This is a genomic window from Campylobacter concisus (assembly GCF_002913745.1).
GTDB lineage: Bacteria > Campylobacterota > Campylobacteria > Campylobacterales > Campylobacteraceae > Campylobacter_A > Campylobacter_A concisus_R.
On record NZ_PPCG01000053.1, the window covers coordinates 1 to 23,615 of the forward strand.

Below are 23,615 nucleotides of genomic sequence, written 5' to 3' on the forward strand. Positions count from 1 at the left end.
CAATCCATATGATATATATGAAACGCATGCATTTAATTTTCCAAAGACATCCGCTTATCAAAAGTTAAGAGAGATAGAACCAATAAGAATAGCACAGGTAAAACCATCTTCGATTATTTTAGGAACTTCAAGACCAAAACATGGTTTAGACGCCAATCATAAATACTTTAAAAAGCCTTCATATAATCTTGCGATTCCATCTGGAACTATATATGAAAACAAAAGATTGCTTAAATTGTCAATCGAACAAGAAAATTTAAAATATGCCTTATTGGGGCTAGATTATTTAATGTTTAGTACAAAAGATAAAGAAGGGAGTGAAATAGAAAACAACACTAACTTAATGAAGTATATATTTAGTATAGATGCATTAAAAGATAGTTTAAAAACGATATTAGGAATAGGAGAGTCCACTGTTTTAGATAACGGTAACGCTATACCATTAGCTAAAGTTAAAGATTACAAAGAGACTTTCAAATCAGTAGAAAAAAACTATTACAAAAAGAACTCAAAAAATTACACATATACAAATACTGGTAAAAGTAGCACTCAAGATTTTGAGGATCTTTTAGAAATAGCCTATAACAACGACATAGATATGGATATAATCTTCAATCCTTCTCATATAAGACTTTGGGAGTCCCTTGATTATTTTATTGGACTTGATGCTTGGTATAAATGGAAAAAGGATATTGTTTTAACAGTAGAAAAAGTGGCTAAAAAATATAATAAAAAACCATTTAGAGTAGTTGATTTTGCCGTTTATCACAATATAACCAGCGAAAAAATACCTACAGATAGTGCCAAAATGAAATATTATTTTGAAAGTAGTCACTATACGCCTGAACTTGGAAATATAGTATTAGATAGACTTATGGGCAAAAGCGAACACAAAGATTTTGGCGTAGAAATAACTAGTAAAAACATTGATACCCACATAGAAAAGCAAAAGAGCCTTAGAAGCAAATTTATAAATACGCAAGAATACAGACGCGAAGTTTTTGGGGATTAGTGCTAAACAAATTTATTTAAAAGCCAAGATTTTATATAATCCCCAATAAAATTTAAAGGCAAAATTTTGCAACGATACCCGACAAAACAGATAAAAATTCGCGATGTTTTAATAGGCGGTGACGCACCGATCTCCGTGCAGTCGATGACATTTTCAAAGACAAAGGACGTAAAAGGCACGCTTGAGCAGATACAAAGGCTATACTTTGCAGGCTGTGACATCGTGCGCTGCGCAGTTTTTGACAAAGAGGACGCCAGCGCGCTAAAGCAGATCGTCGCAGGCTCACCCATCCCAGTCGTTGCAGACATACATTTTAACCACACCTACGCGCTCATCGTTAGCGAATTTGTCGATGCTATCCGCATAAACCCCGGCAACATAGGCTCAGCTAAAAATATAAAAGCAGTCGTTGATGCCTGCAAACAGCGAAATTTACCGATCCGCATAGGCGTAAATTCTGGCTCGCTTGAAAAGCAGTTTGAAGACCGCTACGGCCGCACGGTGGAGGCTATGGTGGAGAGTGCCTTATACAACATCAAGCTTCTTGAGGATTTTGACTTTACGGATATTAAAATTTCGCTCAAATCAAGCGACGTCGAGCGCACGATGCAAGCATATAGAGCGCTTCGCCCAAAGACAAACTACCCATTTCATCTAGGCGTAACAGAGGCAGGTACGACATTTCACGCGACTATCAAGTCCGCAATCGCACTTGGTGGGTTACTACTTGAGGGTATCGGCGATACGATGAGAGTTAGCATCACTGGCGAGCTTGAAGAGGAGATCAAAGTCGCAAAGGCGATCTTAAAAGATAGCGGCCGTCAAAAAGAGGGGCTAAACATCATCTCATGCCCAACTTGTGGGCGTTTGCAGGCTGACCTCATGGCTGCAGTAAAGCTCGTAGAAGAAAAGACAAAAGGGATAAAAGAGCCGCTAAACGTCTCAGTTATGGGCTGTGTGGTAAATGCTATCGGCGAGGCAAAAGGCGCAGACGTAGCCATAGCCTTTGGCAAGGGAAATGGCATGATCATGCGACACGGCGAAGTGGTCGCAAGGCTGCCTGAGAGCGAGCTTGTGGATAGATTTTTACAAGAGATCAACGACGAGATAAAGAGCAGAGGATAAAGCAGTGGCAAAAGAGAGACTTAACGAGATAGAATTTAGCAACCTTTACGACCTTGATATGGAGCGAGCCATACTAAGCTCGATCATCGCAAACAACGACGCTTTGGGTGAAATTTTTGACACTATAAAGGCTGGGGACTTTTACCTAAAGGCTCACGCTCAAATTTACAAAGCGATGGTTGATTGTCTAAACGGCGACGTGCCTATCGCATCGACATTTATCAAAAACAAGCTTGGCGAAAACTACGATTACAACGTCATGGCGAGCATTTTGGCTACAAACTCGATCATCGACATCCAAAGATACGCAAACGAGCTAAAAGAAAAATCGATCAAACGAAGTCTAGTAAAGATCGCTCACGACATCCCAAGTAAGGTAAATGAAGACAAAGCTAGCCGCGATATGGTCGATGAGCTAAGTCAAGAGTTTTACTCTCTTGTTGATGGCAACGGCACTGGCAGCATCAGAGATAGCGAAGATATCATAAAAAGCTTGATCGTGCACATGCAAAAGCAAGTAGCCCTAAATGAGCGCGATATCATCGGACTAAACACCGGCTTTAAAAAGCTAAATGAGATGATAAAAGGCTTTAAAAATGGCGACCTCATCATCATCGCAGCACGCCCTGGCATGGGTAAAACGACGCTTTGTCTAAATTTCATGGGGCACGTTTTAAAAAGTGGTGCTGGCGTCGTCTTTTTCTCACTTGAGATGCCAGCAGAGCAGATCATGATGAGGATGCTAGCAGACAAGACCTCGATCCCACTTCAAGAGATAATGACAGCGACCCTGGACGACGAGAAGCTCGCTCACTTTAGCCACGCATGCAGCGACTTTTCGCACGCCAAACTCTTCGTGCACGATAGCGGCTACGTAAATATCCACCAAGTAAGGACGCAGCTTCGCAAGCTAAAGTCAGCTCACCCTGAAATTTCACTCTGCGTCATCGACTACATCGGACTTATGATGAGTACAAACAACTACGCCGATCGCCACATACAAATAGCTGAAATTTCTCGTGGCTTAAAGCTTCTAGCGCGCGAGCTGGATATGCCTATCATCGCACTTTCACAGCTAAACCGCGGCCTTGAAGCACGCGCAAATAAGCGCCCTATGCTAAGTGACCTAAGAGAGTCAGGCGCGATCGAGCAAGACGCCGACATCATCCTTTTTGTCTATAGGCACGAGGTCTATCTGGAGCAAGAGGAGAACGAGAAAAAGAGCAAGGCAGCGGCCGAGGGCAAAGAGTATAAAAGCGAGCATGTTTTTAACAAGCTTCAAGAAAACGCCGAGATAATAGTTGGCAAAAATAGAAACGGCGAAGTGGGATCTATCGACGTGCTATTTCAAAAGCAGTACTCGCGCTTTTGCGATATCGCCACCACACCGGTGCAATCAACTGAATTTAAAGAGTAAATTTGCCAAAAAGCAGGCGTATATTTTACTTTCTCCTGCTTTGCCTTTTGCTTTTTTGTCTAAATTTAGCGCTTAAACTTCATGAATATAGCGCTTTTATGGAGCTTGGCGAGCAAGACGTCCTAGGCAAAGTAAGCGTAAATTTCACCAAAGAGAAAAACGGCAAAAAGCGCCAAATCATTAGGATCGATACTTCAAATTTTAGCTTTTACACAACCGCTTCTAAAAAAGATGAGATCAGCCTTTATGACGTCATGATGCTTAGCGTTCAGCCAATAGACGTTAGCTTCATGGACTATCTTTCTGGCTCATTTTACATGCCAAGCTACGATAGAGCTGTCATCAAAAAAGACGAGAGTCTAAGGCAAAGAGCCATAAATTTCATCTCCACCCAGCACGAAAACGCTAAAATTTCGCAGCTTTTCTCAGCGCTCTTTCTTGGCACAAATGTCTTTGGCGAGCTAAGAGATGACGTCTCAAACTGGGGCGTGGCGCACCTCATCGCCATTAGCGGCTATCATCTTGGCGTCATAAGCGCAGTTTGCTTTTTTATTTTAAAGCTCGTTTTTAAGCCCATCTACGCAAGATATATGCCTTACCGCTCATACATTTTTGACTTTACCATCGTCATATTTTTGGTGCTTTGCTTTTATTTTTACATGATCGGCTTTATAGCAAGCTTTTTGCGGGCATTTTTGATGAGCGTGGCTGGCTTTTACATGATCTGCAAAAAGATAAAGATCTTAAATTTCTACACGCTCTTTGGCGTTATTTTATTTAGCGTCGCCCTATTTCCGCAGCTTCTTTTTAGTGTTGGCTTTTATTTTTCATGCCTTGGCGTCTTTTATATCTTCGTCTATCTTTTATACTTTGCGCCAAAATTTAGCCTGCTAGCAAACTCGCTACTTTTAAATTTATATGTCTTTTTTGCTATGGAGGTTGCGGTGCTTTACTTTTTCCCGCTCATTAGCCTCTTACAGTTTAGCGTGCTAGCTATCAACTACCTATTTGGCATATTTTATCCGCTAAGCTTTTTACTTCATCTCTTTGGATATGGCGACATTTTTGATGAAATTTTAAGCAAGATGCTAGCTTTTAGACTAAGCTCAAACAGCCTTCACATAAGCACATTTGTCTTTTTACTCTATAACGCCATCACGCTTTTATGCGTTAAATTTAAGCCAGCAGCATTTTTGCCACCGCTCTTTGGCGTGGCATCGTTTTTGCTCTTTTTGCTAAATTTTTCGTAGTCAAAATTTATTTAAATTTGCCGATATGCTTTTAAATTTAAAGGTGTGGCGATGCAGATAAACTCAAATTTTATAAATTTAACTAAAAATAGCTCTTCAAACAGCGCAAATTTAAAGGCTGATGAAGCAAATTCAAAGAGCGAAAATTTACAAAGCGACAAAAGCGCTATTTTACATGATGCTTCAAATTTAGTTAGCGAGACAAATAATAAGAGCGAGAGTAGCGCCGATGTCATAAAAAAGCAGTTAGAAAAACTGCAAAAACAGCTAAAAGAGATTGAAGCTGCGATAAAGCAAGCAAGTGCGAGCAAAAATCCATACGCAAAAGAGCTGGTCGCCTCGCTTCAGACCAAAAAGGGAGCTATCTTTGCTCAGATAATGCAGCTAAACGCCCAGCTTGTAAAGATGCAAGGCGCTTAAATAGCTCAAATTTAACCCTAAATTTAACCTCACGCGGCCTTTACGCCGTAAAATTTCATCACTCTATTGTGAATTAATAGCGAGATATACATTATCACAGCGCCCAAAATGAGCCTTGTTAGATTAGTGTCCTTTTGCCAAAAGACTAAATTTACAATGATAGCAGCTGGTATGAGGGCGTTGTTCATGATAGCAAGCACGCCGCTATCGACCTCGCAAGCGCCTTTGTTCCACATAAAATAGCCAACCCCGCTAGCAACCGCTCCAAGCCACAAAAGCACCAAAGTTTGGGTTAGATCTACGTGAAATTTAGCTGGATTGCCAAGGGTTATGAGTGCGATCACTGCTACAAAAAACGCTCCAAAGTGAAAGTAGCCAAAGACCTTTTTTTGATCCACGTCAAATCTCTCCAAAAGCGCCTTATACGCACTCTGCCCTGCTCCAAAGCAGATGTTTGCCCCTTGCACCAGCAAAAAGCCATTTATCGCGCCTTCGTTTATCGCGCCATACTTGATGATAAGCGCGCCAAAGACCGCAACGCCAACGCTAAAGAGATAAAGCGGCCTAAATTTAAAGCTAAACGCATCGTATATGAGCGTGACATAAAACGGCGTAAAAATGGTAAAAAGCGCGACTTCTGGCACACTTAGATACAAAAACGAGTTGTAGTAGCAAAGATACATTAGCCCTATTTGCACCGCTCCTATGCCCATTATGCCAAGGGCGAGCTTTGGACTAACACCTCGAAATTTCGTAAATGGCAAAAAAACTAGGCTTGCAAGCGTCACACGCACAAAAACAGCCAGATAGCTATCGACCTTGCCCGCCAAAAATTCCCCTATCAAACTAAAGCTAAACGCCCACAAAATGGTCACTAAGATCAGTTTGTTCATTCTATCACCACGTCATTTATATTTCTTGCGCATTCAAAAAAGTATTCAAGCTTGTTTAGCTCGAGCAAATCGCCATTTAGGATGAAATTTGCCCTGTCGCTAAAATTTTTCTCACTCACAAACAAAAACTGCTCAAATTTTATCTTGCCGCTAAGATAGCCATTTAGCAGGTCATTAAAGTCGCTATCAAGGCTATCTTGCTTTAGCGAGTCTAAATTTAACCTAGCACTTAAGCCCTCTATCACGCCTCTTAGATCCTTTAGCCTAGCTATTATCCTGTTTTCTTCGTCGCTTAGATCAAGTGCCGCCTTTTGCTCCTCTATGCGCTTAGTTTGGCTTTGCTTGCTAAGGCTTAGGCTATCTGGCAGCTTCCACTCAAACTCCACTCTAGGCTTGTTTGCATCAGCATACGCACCCACCATCTGTGAAGTCGTCCTCTCGCCTTTTTTAAAGCTGTTATTATTCACACTTTGCGTATCTTTTAAGTAAATTTTTGGGGCAAATTTGCTCTTTTGCTTCTCATTTTCTTGCTCTTTTATATATTTTTCTTGCTCCATAGCCCCAAGCTTAGCGCTTAGATCATCCTTGCTAAAATCAGGCATCACTATCTTTGAGCCAGCATTAAAGCCGATCTCGCCGTTTGAGAGTAAATTTATCCTTGAGTTTAGCTCCGCTAGCTTAAGCCCAAGCTCGTCAAGCTCGGCTCTTTTTTTATTTAAGGTGAAATTTATCGCATCAAATTCGCTCTTATCTATCTCGCCATACTCAAACCAAAACTCATTTTCAGCAGCAGCCTTGGCAAAGCTATCTACAAATTTTGTCTCTAAATTTATCAGCGAATTTAGCGCAACAGCGTTGAAATAAACCTTTGCGACCTGAAAAGCAGTGAGATTCATCAGCTCTTCATCTTTGTAAATTTTCTCCACGCCCTTGTGGTCTAAAATCTTATCCGAAGCCTCGCTCGCACCGCCATCAAAGATGAGATACTCGACCTTTGCCGTGATCGATCCAGCCTTTGTCATATATCCGCCCTTTAGCTCGTCAGGCACAAAGGTATATCTGCCATCAAGGGATAAATTTAGCTTGTTGCTCTTGTTTTTATTTATATATTCATTTTTATTAAATTCTTTCAAACTCTCAAGCTTCGCACTTTGCGCCAGAGCGATGATCTCTAGTAAATTTCCAGCCCAAAGAGGCAAAGCAAAGAGCAAAACAGCCAAAATCTTCTTCAAATTCTCTCCCTTTCATAAAATTTTCTTATAAATTTATCAAGATTATAGACCCATGCAAAAAGCACTGGCACGACAAGCAAGCTTAGCAAAGTCGAGCTAATGAGCCCAAAGATGATGCTTATAGCCATAGGTGAGTTGGCCTCATAGCCAGCACCCCTGCTAAGAGCAAGAGGGAGCATGGCAAATATCATCGCAAAAGTGGTCATCAAAACAGCCCTTAGTCGCTTTTTAGCAGCCATTTTCACAGCTTCGTTCGCCTCCATGCCGCTATTTGCAAAGTGGTTTGCAAAATCAACCACCAAAATGGCGTTTTTGCCAACCATACCAAAGAGCAAGATGACGCCAACCATGACAAATAGACTAAATGGATTGCCGCTTATAAAAAGTCCGATCACGACACCACAAAAGGCAAGCGGCATGGCTAGCATGATGAGAAATGGCAGCAAAAAGCTCTCATAAAGTGCCGCTAGCACCATGTAAATAAGCACCGCGCTCGCACTCACCGTAAAGATAAAAGAAGCGTTTGTATCATCCATGAGCTCGACAAATCCAAGAAATTTATACTTAAAATTTGCTGGCAAAATTTCATCAAGCTTCTTTGAAATTTCATTTGCCACGCTATTTAGCGGAGCGTTGTTTTTGGTATTTGCTAAAAATTTGATCTCATCGGCTCTATTAAACCTTGAAATGCTAGCTGGCTTTTGTTCAAAACTAATCGTCGCCACATCGCCAAGTATCACGAAAAAGCCCTCATTGCTTCTTACCTTGGTCTTTAAAATATCATTTGTATCGCTTCTAAATTTATCATCAAGGCGCATATAAAGCTCATACTCTTTGCCATTTTCGTTTTCAAAAACAGAGACCTCGTTCTGGCTAAATGCGCTATAAACGGCGCTTGCAATGCTAGCTTTGTCTAAATTTAGCCTCTTTGCCTTATCTTCATCGATAGAAATTTGCACGCGCTTTAGCAGATCTTCTTCAGGCGAATTTACGTCCGTTGCGTCATTTATCTCCTTTAGCATTTTGCTGATCTTTGGCACAAATTTCTCTAGCTCTTTGCCATTTTCAGAGGTGATAGTAAGCTTAACTGGCTGCACATCGCCACCCTCAACCACTGGCAAATCAGCTACAATGACGCTCATATCATCACTTTTTAGCTTGTCGCGAAACCTCTGCATGATGGCGTTTTGCCGCTCGTGATTAGCTCTATCTTTTAGCTCTTTTAGCCTAACGTAAGCTTTTACAAGGTAAGGCTGCTTGGCGTCTGTGTAGCCAAGGATGAAGTAGGCGTAAGCGACCTGAGGATCGGCATTTATGAGTGAAATTTTATCTTTTAGCCTCTCTTTGCTAGCTTGCAGGCTAAGTGAGGGATCGAGCTTAAAGTAGATGTTAAACTCCGAGTTATCCTCGCTTGGCATGAAGTCACCGCCTACAAATTTAGCCAGCCCAAACGAGCAAACAACGACCACAAGCGTTATGGCTAAAAATATGAGCTTAAATTTAAGCGCTAAGGCTAAAAGCTTCTCATAGCCATTTTCAAGCGCCTCAAAAAAGGGCTCGCTCTTTAGAAAAAAGCTGCTTTCTTTGGCATTTACAAACCTAGCACTAAGTGTCGGCACGAGAAAGATACTCACGAAAAACGAGATGACGATGCCAGCTGCCACGCTCATGGCAAATGAGTTAAAGTACTTGCCAACGATGCCGCTCATAAAGGCTATTGGCACGAAGACGCAAAGTAGCACGAGCGAGATCGCAAAGACGCTAAATGCTATCTCTTTTATGCCTGCAAAGCTTGCTTTTAGGGCATTTGGCTCATCTTTTAGCTTGCTAGCGATATTTTCAGTGACAACTATCGCATCGTCGATGAAAATTCCGATGCCAAGGGTCAGCGCTATGAGGCTTAGGCGGTTTATGTCGTAGCCTAGGGCATTTATGATGAAAAACGTCGCTACGATGCTAGTTGGTATCGCTACGACTGAAATGATGGTGATCGAGAAATTTCTTAAAAACAGATAGACGATCACGATGGTCAGCAAGACGCCTAGGATCATATCAAAGGCGGTTTGATCGATGTGCTTTTGTATCACTTCGCTCTTATCGTAGGCTATTTTTACGTCGTATTCACTGCCAAGCAGGCTTTTAAACTGCTCTAGCTTTGACTTAGCTAGGGCGATCACGGTTAGAGCGTTTGCATCTGGAGCTAGCTCAAGACCAAGCAAGACGCCACTTTTTTTATCCATTATCGCTGCTTCGTTTGCGTCTTTGTAGGCAAGATCAACACTTGCGATATCTTTTAAAAAGACCCCTTGTTTGATCGTTAAATTTCTTATCTCATCTATGCTTTTGGCGCTGAAATTTGACTTGATCGCCATTTGGATCTGCTCATTTTCTATCTTGCCAAGTGGCGCTTTTAAATTTTCAACCTTTATCAAATTTGCCACTTCGTTTGCGCTAAGGGCATTTTTATCAAGCTTAAATCTATCTAGTAAAATTTTCACCGCTGGCTCTAAAAAGCCATTTGTCTTGACCTTTGAAACGCCGCTAATGCGCTCTAAAAATGGCTTTGCCACATCATCTATCTCTTGCATGAGCTTAGTTTCGTTGCCATCAAGCCTTGTGATAAAGAGGCTAAAGACGGCTGAAGAGAGGCCATTTAGCTTTTCTATCTCGTAGTTTGCGTTTAACCTTGCCTTTTGCATCTTGTCGCGGACGTCGTTTGTAGCGCTCTCTAGGTCTTTGTTTAGCTCAAATTCGATGCTTACAACGCTTAGGTTGTCAAAGCTGGTTGAGTAAAGCTTTTTTATCCCCTCGATGCTTGAGACCTCGTCCTCGATCTTTTGCGTGATCTTTGTCTTGATGTAGTTCATATCGCCGTTTGCGTAGGTCGTGATCTTAACGATTGGGATATTTACTTGCGGGTATAAATTTACATTCATCGTCTTTAGCGAGTAGATGCCAAAGACAACGAGGCTTAAAAATATCATAAGCGTAGTTATGGGGCGGTTGATGGCTGTTTTTATCATTTATTTTCGCCGATTATCACTTTTCCTTGACCAAACATGCCTGGCTTCATCCCCACATCGTAAGCTTCGGCGTAAAATTTCCTGGTCTCTCTTTTTATCTCTGGGTAAATTAGCGCGATTTTAACCTCTTTTTCTTCACTTGTCGCGTCAAGTTTAAATTTAAACGTATCGCCAACTTTTACTAAATTTGCATATTTTTCGTCAATCGCTATTAAAATTTTAACCTCCTCAGAGTTTAAGACAAAGGCTGGCTGAAGCGGCGAAGCACTCTCGCCAAACTCGACATTTTTACTAGCTATGACGCCATCAAAAGGAGCTTTTAAAACAGCCTTTTTAAGATGATCATCTGCATTTAAAATAGCTATCTCAGCTGCTTGCACCCTAAGGGCTGCCTCGTCAAATTTATACTTTGCCTCATCAAATTCCTGCTTTGAAGTGACGTCCTTTACTTGGCTAAATTTATTAAAGGTGCTTCTAGCAAATTCTTTGGCATTTTTGGCAAGCGCTAGGTCGTTTTTTGCCTTTTTTAGAGCGATATCTAGGCTTGTTTGATCAAGGCTAGCTAAAGTGTCGCCCTTTTTAACGTGGCTTGAGACATCTACAAAAATTTTATCCACCTTGCCGCTACTCTCAAATGCAAGCTTTGAGCTTTGCTTGGCATAGACTTCAAAATCAGCAAAAATCTCTTCTGCTGCAAATGAAAAGATGCAAAATATCATTAAAATTATCAGCTTTTTCAATCCCTAATCCTCTCTAAAATACTCTCACCACTCTCAAAAAAATACTCCGCCTTTTTTATCTCTAGCTCATCTTTTGCCCCTTCAAAAAGGCTAATGGCGTCAAATTTTTGCGATAGCGCCTCAAGCAAGTCGCTATACCCTAAAAGCCCAGAGTTATATTTTTCATAGCTCGCTCTAAGCGCAAGCTCGCTTGCCTTTACATACTCATTTAGCGAGGCGATCTTTGAGCTAAGAGTTGCGATCTCGTTTTGTAAATTTTTAAGTTTAGTCTCGTTTTCACGCTTTTTATACTCTAAATTTAGCCTCGCTTCATCAAGCGCGATCTTGCTAGCTTGGCTCATCTTGCTAGTGGCAAAAAAGTCAAAAATTTTCCACCTAAAGCTAACGCCAAATTTATTGCCGTGAGTATCCTCTTTTAGATATTTGTCAAGATATGGGCGGTAAGCGCTATACTTGCCAAGGTCGATGTCGTAGTTATTTTTGTAAAATCCATAGGTGTCATAAAGCGAAATTTGAGGCAAAAAGCCAGCTCTTGTCTCGCTAAGCTTAGCCTCGCTTAAAGATATATCTTGACTTAGCTTGTCAAGCTCGGCGTTTTTTGAAGCTAAATTTGAGCTAACTTCAGCCATTTTTGCCCCGCTAAGCGGCGAAATTTGCTCGCCTGTTAGCAAATTTATCTCATTTAAAATTTGCTCCATTTTATTTTTGTATTCAAGCTCCGTGCTGTTTGCCAAGTGGTATTTTGCCCGCACATTTTCTAGCTCATCTTTTGGGGCAAGACCTGCTTTGTTTGCCTTTTCAAGCTTATCTAAAACGCCTTTTAAGAAATTTGCCTGAGCGTTTTTAGCTGCTATTATATTTTCAAGTGCACAGGCGTTAAAGTATAAATTTACAGCCTTAAAAGCAAGGTAGTTTTTAGCTTCATCACTTGCGATGGCGGCTTTATTTTTTAAAAGCTGGCTCATCTTTAGCCTAGCCTCTCTAGCTCCGCCATCATATAGTAAAAAATCAATCCTAGCTAGCACACCAGCTGACTCTTTAGCGACTATGCTTGGGAAGGTGCTTGCGTTTTTGCCGTATGAGCCCTCTAGGCTAAGGCTTGGCAAGTAGGCGCTTGATGTCGCTTCGTCATTTAAATTTGCTCTTTTTAGCTCAAGCTCTTTGATCTTTGAAATTTCGTTTTGAGTGGCCTTGTTTGCTATCTCGCTTAAATTCGATCCAAATAGCGCCAAAGGCAAAAGTGCTAATAAAATTTTTTTCATCAGTGAAAGCTCTTTACTAAATTTCCTATTAGCAAATTCCAGCCATCAACTAGCACGAAGATGAGTAGCTTAAATGGCAGCGAGATCATGACAGGAGGCAGCATCATCATACCCATCGCCATCAAAACTGAGCTTACGACCATGTCGATAACTAAAAACGGCAGATAGAGCAAAAATGCTATCTCAAAAGATGTCTTTAGCTCGCTTATCATAAAGGCTGACATCGCGATGCTTAGCGGGATATCCTCGATATTTGCTGGATTTTGCAAATTTCTTATCCTAAAAAATAACGCAAGATCTTTTTCTCTAGTGTTTTTTACCATAAATTCTTTAAAGGGCTTTAAGCTCTTATCAAGCATCTCCTCATAGCCTATCTGCTCGGCTATATAAGGCTTTATGCCCTCATCGTAGCTTCTTTGACCAACTGGCTCCATGATGAAAAATGTAAGCACCATCGCAAGCGAGATGAGCACCGTTGAAGGCGGCACCTGCTGCGTGCCCATCGCTTGACGCAAAAATGAAAATACAATGACAAGGCGCAAAAAGCTCGTCATCATAAAGATGAGTGAAGGAGCGAGTGCAAGAGCAGTGAGGATTAGTAAAACATTTAGTGAATTTACAAGCTGCTCGGCATTTTGCGGTGAATTTAGACTTAAATTTATCGTTGGTAGCGCAGGATCAGCGCCAAAAACTACACAAAACAAAACCGCTAAACTAAGCAGTGCTTTCACGACTAATTCCTCGTATCAAGGATACTTTTCTTAGTAGCCTCTTTATTTTTTGGCTCGAGCGAGACGAAATGAATTTCTACCCTATTGTTTTTTGCCCTGCCCTCGTCTGTGCTGTTGCTAGCGATCGGATCGAAAGAGGCTCTGCCAGAAGTGATAAGTCTCTCTTGTGGCACGCCATCGCTAACTAGCTCTTCAAGCACGCTTAGCGCTCTTGCGGTAGAGAGCTGCCAGTTGTTTTTGTATATAGAGTCTTTGCTTGGATTTGTATTATCAGTGTATCCGATGATATCTGTTTTTACCTCATTTGGCATTTTGGCTATGATCATGCCTATTCGCTTTAAAAATAGCTTCGCATCCTCGCCAGAAATTTCAGCGCTATCTTTGTCAAAGAGCATCGCAGCTGGAAGCCTAACGATAAAGCCATCCTCGCTCTCCTCCATCGTGATCTCAGGTGCCCCGCTAGCCGTTAGTAGCTCATTTATCTTTTTAACAGTCGATGTCACCTCGTTTTGAGCGCCTTTTTGAGCTTTTGGCTTTGGAGTGCGTCTGCTTTCAGGGTCTGTCTCTTTTTCTACCTGACTATCTGGTCTTGCGCCACCCTCTAGCACGCTTAGCGCACCAGCTAGTGAGCCAACAGCAGCCTCCATCTTTTTAGCATCCATCGTCGCCATAGAAAGGAGCAAAACGAAGAAGCAAAGTAGGAGCGACATAAGGTCACCAAAGGCAGCTAGCCACTCAGGCATACACTTTGGGCACTCTTCTGGTTTTATTAATTTACCCATTATTCAAACTGACTTTTTCTATCTTTTGGAGGTAAAAATGCTAAAAGCTTAGCCTCAAGCGTTCTTGGGTTGTCCCCTGCTTGTATCGCCATGATACCCTCTAAAATGACTTGCTTCTCAAGCGCCTCATCAGCATCGCGAATCGAGAGGATATTTGCAACAGGTGAGCCGATGATGTTACCTATCATCGCACCATAAAGTGTCGTAAGCAAAGCAACCGCCATAGATGGACCGATCGCACTAGGATCTGACATGTTAAGAAGCATCGCAACAAGACCAATAAGCGTACCGATCATACCCATCGCACCCGCAAAACCACCAACTTGCTCGAAAATTTTGATGTTGTTTGCATGCCTTGTGCTAGTCTGATCGATATCGATCTCTAAAAGCGCTCTTATCGCGTCTGGCTCATTGCCATCGACCGCCATCGAAAGACCTTTTTTTAAAAACTGATTTGTCTCATTATTTACTTCGCTCTCAAGTGCTAAGATGCCATCTCGCCTAGCTTTGGTTGAGTAATCAACTACTTTTTTTATAGTCTCAGGTAAATTTACAACGACTGATGGCTTAACAGCGACACCATAAAATTTACCAACACCTTTAAGCGTCTCCATCTTGAAGCCAACCATCATAACGCCGATAGTACCACCAAAAACGATCATCATAGAAGGGATATCGATGTATGGTCCTATACCAACGCCTATCGCCATTGATCCAAACAAAAGCACCAGGGTCAAAACCCAGCCGACGACGGTTCCTAAATCCATTTAAACTCGCTTTATTTATAAATTCTTAAGAATTGCTATTTTATTAGCTTTTTGTTGAAACAATCGTTAAATTAAAAAAAATGTTTGCCATTTTTTGCTACAATCTGCGAAATTTTTAATGTTGAAAGGCTTAAAAATGAACAATAATACTTCAATCATAATCCTAGCTGCTGGTCTTGGTACCAGGATGAAATCAAAACGCCCAAAAGTCCTATTTGAGCTATGCGGCGAGCCAATGATCATCCACATATTAAAGCAAGCTTATGCGATCACAAATGACGTTAGCGTCGTGCTTCACTACGAAAAAGAGTTAATTAGCAAAAAGATAAAAGAAATTTTCCCTCAAACTAAAATTTTCGAGCAAGATCTAGCAAATTTCCCAGGCACTGCTGGCGCGATAAAAGGCGTAAATTTAAGCGGTGAAAAGGTGCTTGTCACTTGCGGCGATATGCCACTTGTTAGATCAACTGATCTTATGCGTCTAGCAAATGCTGAAGCAGACGTGGTTATGAGCTCATTTGAAGCAGCAAATCCTTTTGGCTACGGCAGAGTTATCATAAAAAACGGCAAAGTTGAGGCCATCGTCGAGCAAAAAGATGCGAGCGAAGCACAGCTTGCCATAAAGAGCGTAAATGCTGGCTGCTACTGCTTTAAACGCGAGGCGCTAGAGCAAATTTTACCGCTCATAAGCAACCAAAACGCGCAAAAAGAGTACTACTTAACTGACGCCATAAAAATAGCAAATGAAAATGGTTTAAAGTGCGTTGCAGTAAATGTAAATGAGCAAAATTTCATGGGCATAAATGATAAATTTCAGCTAAGCATCGCTGAAAAAATAATGCAAGATGAGATCAAGCAAAATTTAATGAAAGCTGGCGTTTTGATGCGCATGCCTGAGAGCATTTTCATAGATAGCAGGGCTAAATTTGAAGGCGAGTGCGTGCTAGAAGAAAACGTAAGCATCCTTGGCGAGTGCGTCATCACTGAGAGCATTATCAAAAGCTCATCAGTGATAGAAAGCAGCGTCATCAAAAACTCAGACATCGGCCCACTAGCTCACATAAGACCAAATTCTGAAATTTCTGACACGCATATAGGAAATTTCGTCGAGGTTAAAAAAGGCGTTCTTAGCGGCGTAAAAGCTGGACATTTGAGCTATCTTGGCGACTGCGAGATAGAAAGTGGCACAAATATCGGTTGTGGCACGATCACATGCAACTACGACGGCAAGGCAAAATACAAAACCAAGATCGGCAAAAACGTCTTTGTTGGCTCAGATACGCAGCTAGTCGCCCCTGTAAATATCGCTGATAACGTCATCATCGCAGCTGGCAGCACCATCACAAAAGACGTTGAGAGCGGCGCTCTAGCTATCAGCAGAGGTCGTCAAGAGAACAAAAGCGGCTTTTTTGAGAAATTCTTTGGCAAAGACGATGTTAAAAAATAAGAAAATTTTACTTGCCGTTTGCGGCAGTATTGCCTTTTATAAGGCATTCGAAATTTTATCACTGCTTAAAAAGCAAGGCGCTGATGTTTATGTGGCTTTAAGTGACGGAGCGCTTGAATTTTGCAGTGTAAGCGGCTTTGAGGCGTTAAGCGAGCATAAAATTTTAAGCTCACAAACGCAAAACTGGCAAGACGGCGTAAATCACATAGCCTACTCTAAAATGGATCTAGTCCTCATCGCACCTGCCTCGGTAAATACGATAAATAAGCTAACAGCTGGTATCTGCGACAACGTCTTTATGCAAACGCTAATTGCCGCCTCACACGTGCCTTTGGTTATCGCTCCAGCTGCAAATAACAATATGATCGAGCACTTCGCGACACAAAATTCGCTTGAAATTTTAAGGAAAAACGGCGCTTTAGTGGTTGAGCCAGTGCTTAAAACTCTAGCTTGTGGCGACGTTGGCAAAGGAGGTCTTGCAAGTCCTGAGGTGATAGTAGAAGCTGCCATTAAAAGGCTTAGCAAGCCACTTTTTGCTGGCAAAAAAGTGGTGATCACAGGCGGCGCGACAACCGAAAAGATAGATGATGTAAGAGCCATTACAAATTTCTCAAGCGGCAAGATGGCAAGAGCCTTGGCTAGAGCCTTTTACTACGCAGGTGCAGAGGTAAAACTGCTTGCTAGTTTTGAAACCGCAAATGAGCCATTTGATAGCCTTAAATTTAGCTCAAGTAGCGAGCTTTTAGAACTTTGCAAGAGTGAGTGCGAGGAGGCAAATTTACTTGTAATGTGCGCTGCGGTGAGTGATTTTGTACCGACAAAGATAGATGGCAAGATAAAAAAAGAGGACGTTAAAGAGAGCTTAAATTTAGACCTAAAGAGAAATGTCGATATTTTACAAAGCTTAAAAGAATTTAAATGTAAAAAGATCGGCTTTAAGCTTGAAATTTCAAACGAAAGCGCTCTTAAAAGCGCTAGATCGATGTTAGAGAAAAAAGGGCTTGATGCAGTTTGTCTAAATATCTTAGGCGAGAAAAATGGCTTTGCAAGCGAGCAAAACGAGGTAAATTTCATTACAAAAAATAGTGAGATTTTATTGCCGCTTGCCTCAAAAGACGAGATCGCAGGGCGCATAGTGGAGCTAGCAGCAAATTTATGATAGAGCAGATCTCGTGCGTCCAAAAGATAGCAAATAACAGCCAAGCTCCGCTAGTAGCAATAAATTCGTCATTACCACTTAGCATTTTGGTGAGCCAAAAGGTGGGCTTTAACAGATACATCTTAAATTTCGCAAATAGAAATTTAAACACAAAAAGCGTAAAAGAGCTAAACGTTGACTCAAGATACTGGGGTGAGGTGCATAGTCAGGGCGAAAACATCGTCATAAAAAATTTATACGAAAAACCAAAAATTTTAGATGAGGACGTTTTGGCTGATGGGCTAAATTTGATAGAAAATTTGGTAAAAAATGAGAATTTATCGTGGCTTTACAACTATTTATTTAAAAACTTAAGCGAAGTTAAAACAAAAGATGAGATGAGAGTGCTGGCAAAAATGCTCTTTGCCCTGCAAGAAAATGTCGTGCATATACCATTTGCGTATAGCGGTACAAACGGCATTTTCCAGCTTAAAAAAGAGAAAAATGAGATGAGAGTTTTTCTTGTTTTTTCAAATTTTGCGCCGCTTATTTTTAAATTTAAAGATGAAATTTTGTGTGAGATCGCAACTCCATTTAGCAACGTCGCAAGCTTGCTAAAAAGCGAATTTGACGCCACAGTTTTGGTGCAAAACGTAAGCGCTCTTTGGAGCAAAAAAGAGCAGATAATTGACTTTAAAGGCTAAATATTGAACAAACTTAACCACCTCGCTATCATCATGGACGGCAACGGACGCTGGGCGAAAAAGCGTGGATTTTTGCGAACAAATGGGCACGAGGCTGGGGCAAATGTGGTGAGCGATATGTGCGAATTTTGCATCGATAATGGGGTGAAAATTTTAAGCCTTTACGCATTTAGCACCGAAAACTGGAAAAGACCGCAAAAAGAGGTTGATTTTTTGATTAATTTGCTTAAGAAATTTCTTCTTTTAAAGCGTGATGATTTTATAAAAAATGGGATCAAATTTAACACGATCGGCGACATCTCGCCATTTAGTGACGAGCTAAAAAATGAGATAGAGATCACCAAAGACGCAACAAGGGAAAATACAAATTTACTTTTAAATTTAGCGATAAACTACGGCTCAAAAGATGAGATCATAAGAGCTGTGCGAAAACTAAATTTAAAAGGCTATGAGATAAATGAAGCGAGCCTAAATGCGGCACTTGATGAGAGTGAGCCGGTGGATCTTCTCATTAGAACTGGCGGCGAGAGCAGGCTTTCAAATTTCATGCTCTGGCAGGCAAGCTACGCGGAGCTATTTTTCACGCCGACACTTTGGCCTGACTTTGGCAAGGATGAGCTTGCAAGCATCGTGGCTAAATTTAAAGATATAGAGCGAAGATTTGGCGGGGTTTAGTGAGATAATGGATATTTTGGTCATCTTTTTTGCTGTTTTTGCTTTTGTTTTTGGCATCTGCGTGGGGTCATTTTCAAATGTGCTGATATACCGCTTGCCACGAGATGAAAGCATAAATTTCCCAGCCTCTCACTGTCCAAAGTGCTCTCACAAGCTAAATTTTTATCACAATATCCCGCTTCTTTCATGGCTATTTTTAGGCGGCAAATGCGCCTTTTGCAAGCAAAAGATAAGTCTTGTCTATCCACTAGTTGAGCTAGCCTCTGGGCTACTTTTTCTGATCTGCTTTTTTAAAGAGTGCGGCGAAATTTTAAGCGTAGAAACATTGCTTTATGCACTATTTTTAGGGCTTTGCTTTATCATGCTACTAGCCCTTAGCGTCATAGACATAAGGTATAAAGCTGTGCCAGATGCGCTTCTTTTTACAGCGCTATTTTTCGCATTTGCCTATGCCCTGCTACTTTTTATCTTTAAAGGAAATTTTGCTCAAATTTTAAATTTAATCCTCTTTGGTTTTTTGTTTTGGGTGCTGAGATTTGTCGTGAGCTATGCGATGAAAAAAGAAGCCATGGGAAGCGCGGATATCTTTATCGCAGCGATTATCGGAGCCATTTTACCAGCCAAGCTAGCCCTTGTGGCGATCTATCTGGCCGCACTTCTTACGCTCCCAGTCTATGCGATCGTTCGCAAAAAAGGCTACGAGCTAGCCTTTGTGCCATTTTTAAGCCTAGGACTGCTTGTCACTTACGCTTTTGATGGGCAAATTTTAGAAATTTTAAGGTTCATTTATGAGTAGAGTAAATAAATATCTTTTGTTTAACTTTTTAGGCACGTTCGCATCGCTATTTAGTACGCTTTTTTTGATCATGTCGATCGTCTTTTTTATCCAGATCGCACGTATCACTTCATACATCGAGATCAGCTTTGGCGAGCTCTTTAAACTCTACTCATTTATGCTCCCACGCGTGCTGCTATTTGTCGTGCCTATCGCGTTTTTCGTCTCACTTGCGATGACGCTCTTTAGACTATCAAAAGAAAATGAAAGCATCGTTATCTTCACGCTTGGTGGCTCACCAAATAAGATCGCAAGATTTTTCTTAGCTTTTTCAGCCCTTTTAAGCGCTGCCTTGCTGGTAGTTGCCATCGTCATGATACCAATAGCCGCTCAGCTAAATGCAAATTTCATCGACTACAAAAAGACGGTTGCCAAGCTAAATTTAAAGCCAACCCAGTTTGGACAAAAATTCTCCGACTGGATGGTCTATGTGGGCAACGAAAGCGAAGACAAAAATGGCACAACCTACAAAGATATCGTGATGTTTAACCCATTTGTCAAAGACTCACAGCGCCTAATAACCGCCAAAAACGCAAAGATCATAAACGTGGGCCAAAGCGTAGAGCTCTCTTTAAACGAGGGTAAAATGTATGACATCAGAGATGAAATTTATCACCAAAGCAACTTCAAATCAATGAAGATAAGAACCGCCCAAAGCGAGGAGATAAGCGACGTTGGCAGCATCAAAGAGTACTGGATGGATGCAGTTAGCAGCGATAAACGCAGAAAAGACCTTAGCACCTACGTCCTAGTGGCCCTCTTCCCGCTTGCTAGCACGCTTTTTGCTATCAGCCTTGGTATCGTCACATATAGATATGAAAAGGGCATGGTCTATGTGGGCACTTTTGGCGTTTTGTTTGGCTACTTTACGCTCATAATGCTCTTTTCATCAAAGCCAGCACTTGCTATACCGCTCATATTTTTCGTATTTTTACTAGCTGGCGTCTTGCTTTATAAAGGCAAGATCACACGAAGATACTGATGAAAATTCAGCTAATCTACAGCTACGATGGCTCGAAATTTCAAGGCTCACAGACCCAGCCGCACGAAAACGGCGTAGAAGATGAACTTGCTCGCTCCCTAGCTCACGTTGGCATTTTTGAAAGAGTGATCTCTAGCTCGCGCACCGATAAAAGCGTGCATGCAAACAACCAAAGCTCAAGCGTCGTTTGCGGCGATCACTTTAAAAATTTAAATCGCCTAAAAGATCTTATAAACCGCCACGCACATCCAAGCATTCATATAAAACGCATAAATTTGGTGGATGATAGCTTTCAAGCAAGATTTGACGCGGTCGCAAGGTCGTATAGATATGTGATAGATCACGGTAAATTTGATGTTTTTAGCTCAAACTACAAGGTATTTTTGCCTAAATTTGATACCAAAAAAGCAAATGAAATTTTGCGTAATTTTATCGGCGAGCATGATTTTAGCGCATATATGAAAACTGGGAGCGACACAAAAAGCCCAGTGCGAGAAATTTACAAAGCATTTTGCTACACATACAAAGAGCAGACCATCATCGTTTTTAAAGCAAATGGCTTTTTGCGCGGTCAAGTGCGGCTAATGGTTGCAAATTTATTAAAGGCACTAAAGCAAAAAGACGGCAGCAATCTCATAAAAGCTTCACTAAATGGTCGTCCTGCCCTAACTCGCATACCAGCACCTGCTGAAGGGCTATATCTAAATAGAGTTTTTTATAAATTTAACTAGTCTCAAAAGTGGTCTGAAAATAAAATTTGAGGAGAAAAGGATGGTGCGCCCGAGAGAATTCGAATCTCTGACCTTTTGAACCGCAATCAAATGCTCTATCCAGCTGAGCTACGAGCGCACATGAAAAATTAAGTTGTGATATTAACCAAACTTTCCTTAAAAAGAGATTGTATTCATTTTAAATTTATAACCTTTTTAGTAAAATCCTTTGAGTAAAAGGAGCAAAAATGAACGATTTTTTCGATAGTCTAAAAGAGATCAAAAAAGAGCTTACAAAAGAGCAAGGCGTGGCAAAAAAGCCCCAAAAAGAAGCCGCTTCTCACACAAAAGAGGAGGCGATCTTACACAAAGAACAAAAGCTAAGAGATGAGTTTTTGGCATATACAAAAGATAGCAATATCAGGAAAATTTAACTTTGGAACGCTAGTTGCTTTAAATTGGGATATTTTGAATGGAGAAACCCATGAATATAACCCAAACTTTAGAATCTTTAAGTATTTTAACAGATAGCAACGCTCTTTTTTGCGAGCTTCGCGCACTGATAAGTAAAAATTTCACAAAAACCCTAGCAAACAAAGACAAGATTATCTCTTTTTACGAAGAGAGCGAGATCCCGCAACGAAAATGCTTCTTAAAATTTATAAAAAAACTCTACGAAAAACAGGGCAACGAGCTTGACGTAACCTTTGCAAAATACAAAACCATAAAACTATCTTTAGTGCAAAGAAACGCTCTAACAAACATCTATAACATTGACATTGAGTTTTTTAACGACGAGATGATCTTTACGCTAAATAACACTCCAAGAGCTTTTGCTAGCTACATTTTGCAAAATTTCAAAGGCAATGAGTCTAAATTTGACGAGAAAAATTATAAATTTAGCCTAAAGATAAAAAAAGAAAGTGACTTTGACCTGATAGAAGAGATCATTTCAAGGCGTGAGCATCTAAAATTTATAGTAAATTTTAACTACAATGAAGTCAAATTTAAAGAGTTCAAAAGAAACTACAAGGTTCAAAACTCGACCAAATTTAAAAGTCGCTTCAGCGCTTTGGCAAATTTACTAGAAGAAAATTTTGAAATTTTAGGCTGCTCAAATAACGATAGCTTCGAAACTGTAAGAGACAGCTACCTGGCCCTTGCTAAAATTTATCACCCAGACAGGCACTCAAACAAGAGTGAAAGCATCAAAAACGAATATAACGCTAAATTTAAAAAGATCCAAGCAGCCTATGAGGCACTAAAACCATTCTTTAAAAATCAAGAGAATTTTATAAAAGTCGGTTAAATAAGACAACACTTAATATAAATTTAATTGGCGGTTTTTGCCTAAGAGCATTTATAGTTCTTGGAGCAATTTATATATTTTAATAAACTTTCTCCCTTAAAAACTAGGCCGGATGAGAATCTGGCCTAGCTATTTTTATTATTTCTCGCCAAATGGCCAGTATACAACTGGTTTAGCCTCAAGCCTTGCCTCGCCGTGATACATACCAAGTTTATCTTTAGTCCAAGCAAAGCCTGTCTTGCCAGACTTATCAATAGAGATGATACCGCCACTACCGCCAAGTACTGCCACCTCTTTTACAGCCTCTTCGGCTGCTTTTTGCACATCTGAAGTTTTGTATTTATAAAGAGCTGAGACCTCATGAGCAGCATTTACACGCATGTAAATATCACCTGTGCCTGTGCAATAGACTGCCGCTGAGGCATTATCTGCATAAGTTCCAGAGCCAATTATCGGACTATTGCCTATGCGACCAGTCATTTTGTTTGTCATACCACCAGTACTGGTTGCTGCAGCTAAATTGCCATTTTTATCAAGAGCTATCGCTCCAACAGTGCCAAGATATTGGCGCTCATATAAATTTAGCGAAGTTTTCTTTGTCTTTTCACTATCAAGCATTAGCTTTTGTTTCTCATTAGCCCTTTGAAGTGCGTCATATCTAAACTGTGTGAAAAAGTACTTTTGATCAACCATCTCTAGGCTATTTTTTCGCTAGTTTGCAGTCTATATATTTTTTATGCTTAAAAATTTAACATTATAATATAAGTATTTTTTGCGAAGACCTAATGATTTGCAATCTTCCATTAAAAAGACTTTTTAATAAAATAAACATATTAAACAAATAAGAATCCATAAAAAATAATAAATAAAACTTTCAAAAACAATAATAGAATAAATTTAAAAAGATAAATAAACTAATAATATAAAAACATATATGAAAAGCCTTACTACATTTAATCAATAAAAACTAATTAAAAAAATAGAAAATTTAATATTTTATACTTAGGCAAGAAATAACAATAATAAAATCAAGGTTAATAATACAAGAATTAAAGCAGATTAACAACAAAGCCCGCAACGACCTACTTTTCCAACATCCCAGTAAGGGAGAGTATCATCAGCCAGGACGAGCTTAGCTTCTTGGTTCGAGATGGAGCAAGG

General features: G+C 40.5%; 22 protein-coding genes, 1 tRNA gene and 1 pseudogene. 14 read left to right on the top strand and 10 right to left on the bottom strand.

Translation table 11 applies throughout. The features are described from left to right. From CYO90_RS10245 to CYO90_RS06995, 5 genes are all read left to right on the top strand, one after another. Positions 1-1,012: hypothetical protein (locus CYO90_RS10245; RefSeq protein ID WP_103578977.1), on the top strand; the 1,012-nt coding region annotated here is incomplete at its 5' end. Between the two features lie 66 nt (positions 1,013-1,078). Then, complete coding sequence (gene ispG / locus CYO90_RS06980; protein ID WP_103578978.1) at positions 1,079-2,137, top strand: flavodoxin-dependent (E)-4-hydroxy-3-methylbut-2-enyl-diphosphate synthase; 1,059 nt, start codon at positions 1,079-1,081, stop codon at positions 2,135-2,137. Positions 2,138-2,141: 4 nt separating this feature from the next. Then, positions 2,142-3,554: a replicative DNA helicase gene (locus CYO90_RS06985; RefSeq protein WP_103578979.1), complete on the top strand. Its 1,413-nt coding sequence runs from the start codon at positions 2,142-2,144 to the stop codon at positions 3,552-3,554. Positions 3,555-3,556: 2 nt separating this feature from the next. Further along, complete coding sequence (locus CYO90_RS06990) at positions 3,557-4,804, top strand: ComEC/Rec2 family competence protein (protein WP_103578980.1); 1,248 nt, start codon at positions 3,557-3,559, stop codon at positions 4,802-4,804. Between the two features lie 51 nt (positions 4,805-4,855). Continuing rightward, positions 4,856-5,224 (top strand): hypothetical protein, encoded by a 369-nt coding sequence (locus CYO90_RS06995; protein WP_103578981.1) that lies wholly within the window; start codon positions 4,856-4,858, stop codon positions 5,222-5,224. Between the two features lie 29 nt (positions 5,225-5,253). Here CYO90_RS06995 and CYO90_RS07000 read toward each other — a convergent pair whose 3' ends face one another. From CYO90_RS07000 to CYO90_RS07035, 8 genes are read right to left on the bottom strand one after another with little or no spacing between them, the layout of a single operon-like run. Further along, entirely contained in the window at positions 5,254-6,117 is an 864-nt protein-coding gene (locus tag CYO90_RS07000; protein WP_103578982.1) for an EamA family transporter, read from the bottom strand. Then, positions 6,114-7,349 carry a TolC family protein gene (locus tag CYO90_RS07005; protein WP_103578983.1) on the bottom strand — a complete coding sequence of 412 codons (1,236 nt, stop codon included), beginning with the start codon at positions 7,347-7,349 and terminating at the stop codon, positions 6,114-6,116. The genes CYO90_RS07000 and CYO90_RS07005 overlap by 4 nt, the downstream gene beginning before the upstream one ends. Continuing rightward, positions 7,346-10,372 carry an efflux RND transporter permease subunit gene (locus CYO90_RS07010; protein ID WP_103578984.1) on the bottom strand — a complete coding sequence of 1,009 codons (3,027 nt, stop codon included), beginning with the start codon at positions 10,370-10,372 and terminating at the stop codon, positions 7,346-7,348. The genes CYO90_RS07005 and CYO90_RS07010 overlap by 4 nt, the downstream gene beginning before the upstream one ends. Beyond that, positions 10,369-11,112 carry an efflux RND transporter periplasmic adaptor subunit gene (locus CYO90_RS07015; RefSeq protein ID WP_103578985.1) on the bottom strand — a complete coding sequence of 248 codons (744 nt, stop codon included), beginning with the start codon at positions 11,110-11,112 and terminating at the stop codon, positions 10,369-10,371. The genes CYO90_RS07010 and CYO90_RS07015 overlap by 4 nt, the downstream gene beginning before the upstream one ends. Next, positions 11,109-12,374, bottom strand: coding sequence for a TolC family protein (locus CYO90_RS07020; protein WP_103578986.1), 1,266 nt, complete (start codon positions 12,372-12,374; stop codon positions 11,109-11,111). Before CYO90_RS07020 ends, CYO90_RS07015 begins: the two co-directional genes overlap by 4 nt. Further along, a complete protein-coding gene (gene fliP / locus CYO90_RS07025; RefSeq protein WP_196779718.1) occupies positions 12,374-13,096 on the bottom strand; it encodes a flagellar type III secretion system pore protein FliP in 723 nt (240 codons plus the stop codon). Before fliP ends, CYO90_RS07020 begins: the two co-directional genes overlap by 1 nt. Before the next feature lie 11 nt (positions 13,097-13,107). Continuing rightward, the gene (locus CYO90_RS07030) at positions 13,108-13,887 is read right to left on the bottom strand and encodes a flagellar motor protein MotB (protein ID WP_004318176.1); all 780 of its coding nucleotides are present in this window, start codon (positions 13,885-13,887) and stop codon (positions 13,108-13,110) included. Continuing rightward, entirely contained in the window at positions 13,887-14,654 is a 768-nt protein-coding gene (locus tag CYO90_RS07035; protein ID WP_103578987.1) for a motility protein A, read from the bottom strand. The genes CYO90_RS07030 and CYO90_RS07035 overlap by 1 nt, the downstream gene beginning before the upstream one ends. 136 nt (positions 14,655-14,790) lie before the next feature. Here CYO90_RS07035 and glmU point away from each other — a divergent pair, with 136 nt between their 5' ends. From glmU to truA, 7 genes are read left to right on the top strand one after another with little or no spacing between them, the layout of a single operon-like run. Then, a complete protein-coding gene (gene glmU / locus CYO90_RS07040; RefSeq protein WP_021089334.1) occupies positions 14,791-16,101 on the top strand; it encodes a bifunctional UDP-N-acetylglucosamine diphosphorylase/glucosamine-1-phosphate N-acetyltransferase GlmU in 1,311 nt (436 codons plus the stop codon). Then, entirely contained in the window at positions 16,088-17,260 is a 1,173-nt protein-coding gene (coaBC, locus tag CYO90_RS07045) for a bifunctional phosphopantothenoylcysteine decarboxylase/phosphopantothenate--cysteine ligase CoaBC (protein ID WP_103578988.1), read from the top strand. Before glmU ends, coaBC begins: the two co-directional genes overlap by 14 nt. Beyond that, positions 17,257-17,943 carry a hypothetical protein gene (locus tag CYO90_RS07050; RefSeq protein ID WP_103578989.1) on the top strand — a complete coding sequence of 229 codons (687 nt, stop codon included), beginning with the start codon at positions 17,257-17,259 and terminating at the stop codon, positions 17,941-17,943. Before coaBC ends, CYO90_RS07050 begins: the two co-directional genes overlap by 4 nt. 3 nt (positions 17,944-17,946) lie before the next feature. Beyond that, the gene (gene uppS, locus CYO90_RS07055; RefSeq protein ID WP_103578990.1) at positions 17,947-18,618 is read left to right on the top strand and encodes a polyprenyl diphosphate synthase; all 672 of its coding nucleotides are present in this window, start codon (positions 17,947-17,949) and stop codon (positions 18,616-18,618) included. A gap of 7 nt (positions 18,619-18,625) precedes the next feature. Continuing rightward, positions 18,626-19,414 (top strand): prepilin peptidase, encoded by a 789-nt coding sequence (locus tag CYO90_RS07060; RefSeq protein WP_103578991.1) that lies wholly within the window; start codon positions 18,626-18,628, stop codon positions 19,412-19,414. After that, positions 19,407-20,435, top strand: a complete 1,029-nt coding sequence (locus tag CYO90_RS07065) for an LptF/LptG family permease (protein WP_103578992.1) — start codon at positions 19,407-19,409, stop codon at positions 20,433-20,435. The genes CYO90_RS07060 and CYO90_RS07065 overlap by 8 nt, the downstream gene beginning before the upstream one ends. Beyond that, a complete protein-coding gene (gene truA / locus CYO90_RS07070; RefSeq protein WP_103578993.1) occupies positions 20,435-21,166 on the top strand; it encodes a tRNA pseudouridine(38-40) synthase TruA in 732 nt (243 codons plus the stop codon). Before CYO90_RS07065 ends, truA begins: the two co-directional genes overlap by 1 nt. A gap of 41 nt (positions 21,167-21,207) precedes the next feature. Here the strand turns inward: truA and CYO90_RS07075 are convergent. Continuing rightward, positions 21,208-21,284: transfer RNA gene (locus tag CYO90_RS07075), tRNA-Arg, on the bottom strand. A gap of 109 nt (positions 21,285-21,393) precedes the next feature. Between CYO90_RS07075 and CYO90_RS07080 the strand changes: the two genes are divergently transcribed. Together CYO90_RS07080 and CYO90_RS07085 are read left to right on the top strand one after the other, a co-directional pair. Further along, positions 21,394-21,579, top strand: a complete 186-nt coding sequence (locus tag CYO90_RS07080) for a hypothetical protein (RefSeq protein ID WP_021089322.1) — start codon at positions 21,394-21,396, stop codon at positions 21,577-21,579. A gap of 50 nt (positions 21,580-21,629) precedes the next feature. Continuing rightward, positions 21,630-22,454, top strand: coding sequence for an adenylosuccinate lyase (locus tag CYO90_RS07085; protein ID WP_103578994.1), 825 nt, complete (start codon positions 21,630-21,632; stop codon positions 22,452-22,454). A 138-nt stretch (positions 22,455-22,592) separates the two neighbouring features. On the opposite strand, the pseudogene CYO90_RS07090 reads toward CYO90_RS07085, so the two are convergent. Then, positions 22,593-23,150: pseudogene (locus tag CYO90_RS07090) on the bottom strand (isoaspartyl peptidase/L-asparaginase); the annotation flags it as partial. Positions 23,151-23,615 lie beyond the last annotated feature (465 nt).

Excerpts from the sequence above, each read along its gene's own strand:
- truA (WP_103578993.1), top strand. The coding sequence starts at position 20,435 with ATGAAAATTCAGCTAATCTACAGCTACGATGGCTCGAAATTTCAAGGC.
- CYO90_RS07035 (WP_103578987.1), bottom strand. The coding sequence starts at position 14,654 with ATGGATTTAGGAACCGTCGTCGGCTGGGTTTTGACCCTGGTGCTTTTG.
- CYO90_RS07080 (WP_021089322.1), top strand. The coding sequence starts at position 21,394 with ATGAACGATTTTTTCGATAGTCTAAAAGAGATCAAAAAAGAGCTTACA.
- CYO90_RS07000 (WP_103578982.1), bottom strand. The coding sequence starts at position 6,117 with ATGAACAAACTGATCTTAGTGACCATTTTGTGGGCGTTTAGCTTTAGT.
- CYO90_RS06995 (WP_103578981.1), top strand. The coding sequence starts at position 4,856 with ATGCAGATAAACTCAAATTTTATAAATTTAACTAAAAATAGCTCTTCA.
- CYO90_RS07010 (WP_103578984.1), bottom strand. The coding sequence starts at position 10,372 with ATGATAAAAACAGCCATCAACCGCCCCATAACTACGCTTATGATATTT.
- CYO90_RS07050 (WP_103578989.1), top strand. The coding sequence starts at position 17,257 with ATGATAGAGCAGATCTCGTGCGTCCAAAAGATAGCAAATAACAGCCAA.
- CYO90_RS07060 (WP_103578991.1), top strand. The coding sequence starts at position 18,626 with ATGGATATTTTGGTCATCTTTTTTGCTGTTTTTGCTTTTGTTTTTGGC.
- glmU (WP_021089334.1), top strand. The coding sequence starts at position 14,791 with ATGAACAATAATACTTCAATCATAATCCTAGCTGCTGGTCTTGGTACC.
- coaBC (WP_103578988.1), top strand. The coding sequence starts at position 16,088 with ATGTTAAAAAATAAGAAAATTTTACTTGCCGTTTGCGGCAGTATTGCC.
- CYO90_RS07030 (WP_004318176.1), bottom strand. The coding sequence starts at position 13,887 with ATGGGTAAATTAATAAAACCAGAAGAGTGCCCAAAGTGTATGCCTGAG.
- CYO90_RS07065 (WP_103578992.1), top strand. The coding sequence starts at position 19,407 with ATGAGTAGAGTAAATAAATATCTTTTGTTTAACTTTTTAGGCACGTTC.
- CYO90_RS07020 (WP_103578986.1), bottom strand. The coding sequence starts at position 12,374 with ATGAAAAAAATTTTATTAGCACTTTTGCCTTTGGCGCTATTTGGATCG.
- CYO90_RS07085 (WP_103578994.1), top strand. The coding sequence starts at position 21,630 with ATGAATATAACCCAAACTTTAGAATCTTTAAGTATTTTAACAGATAGC.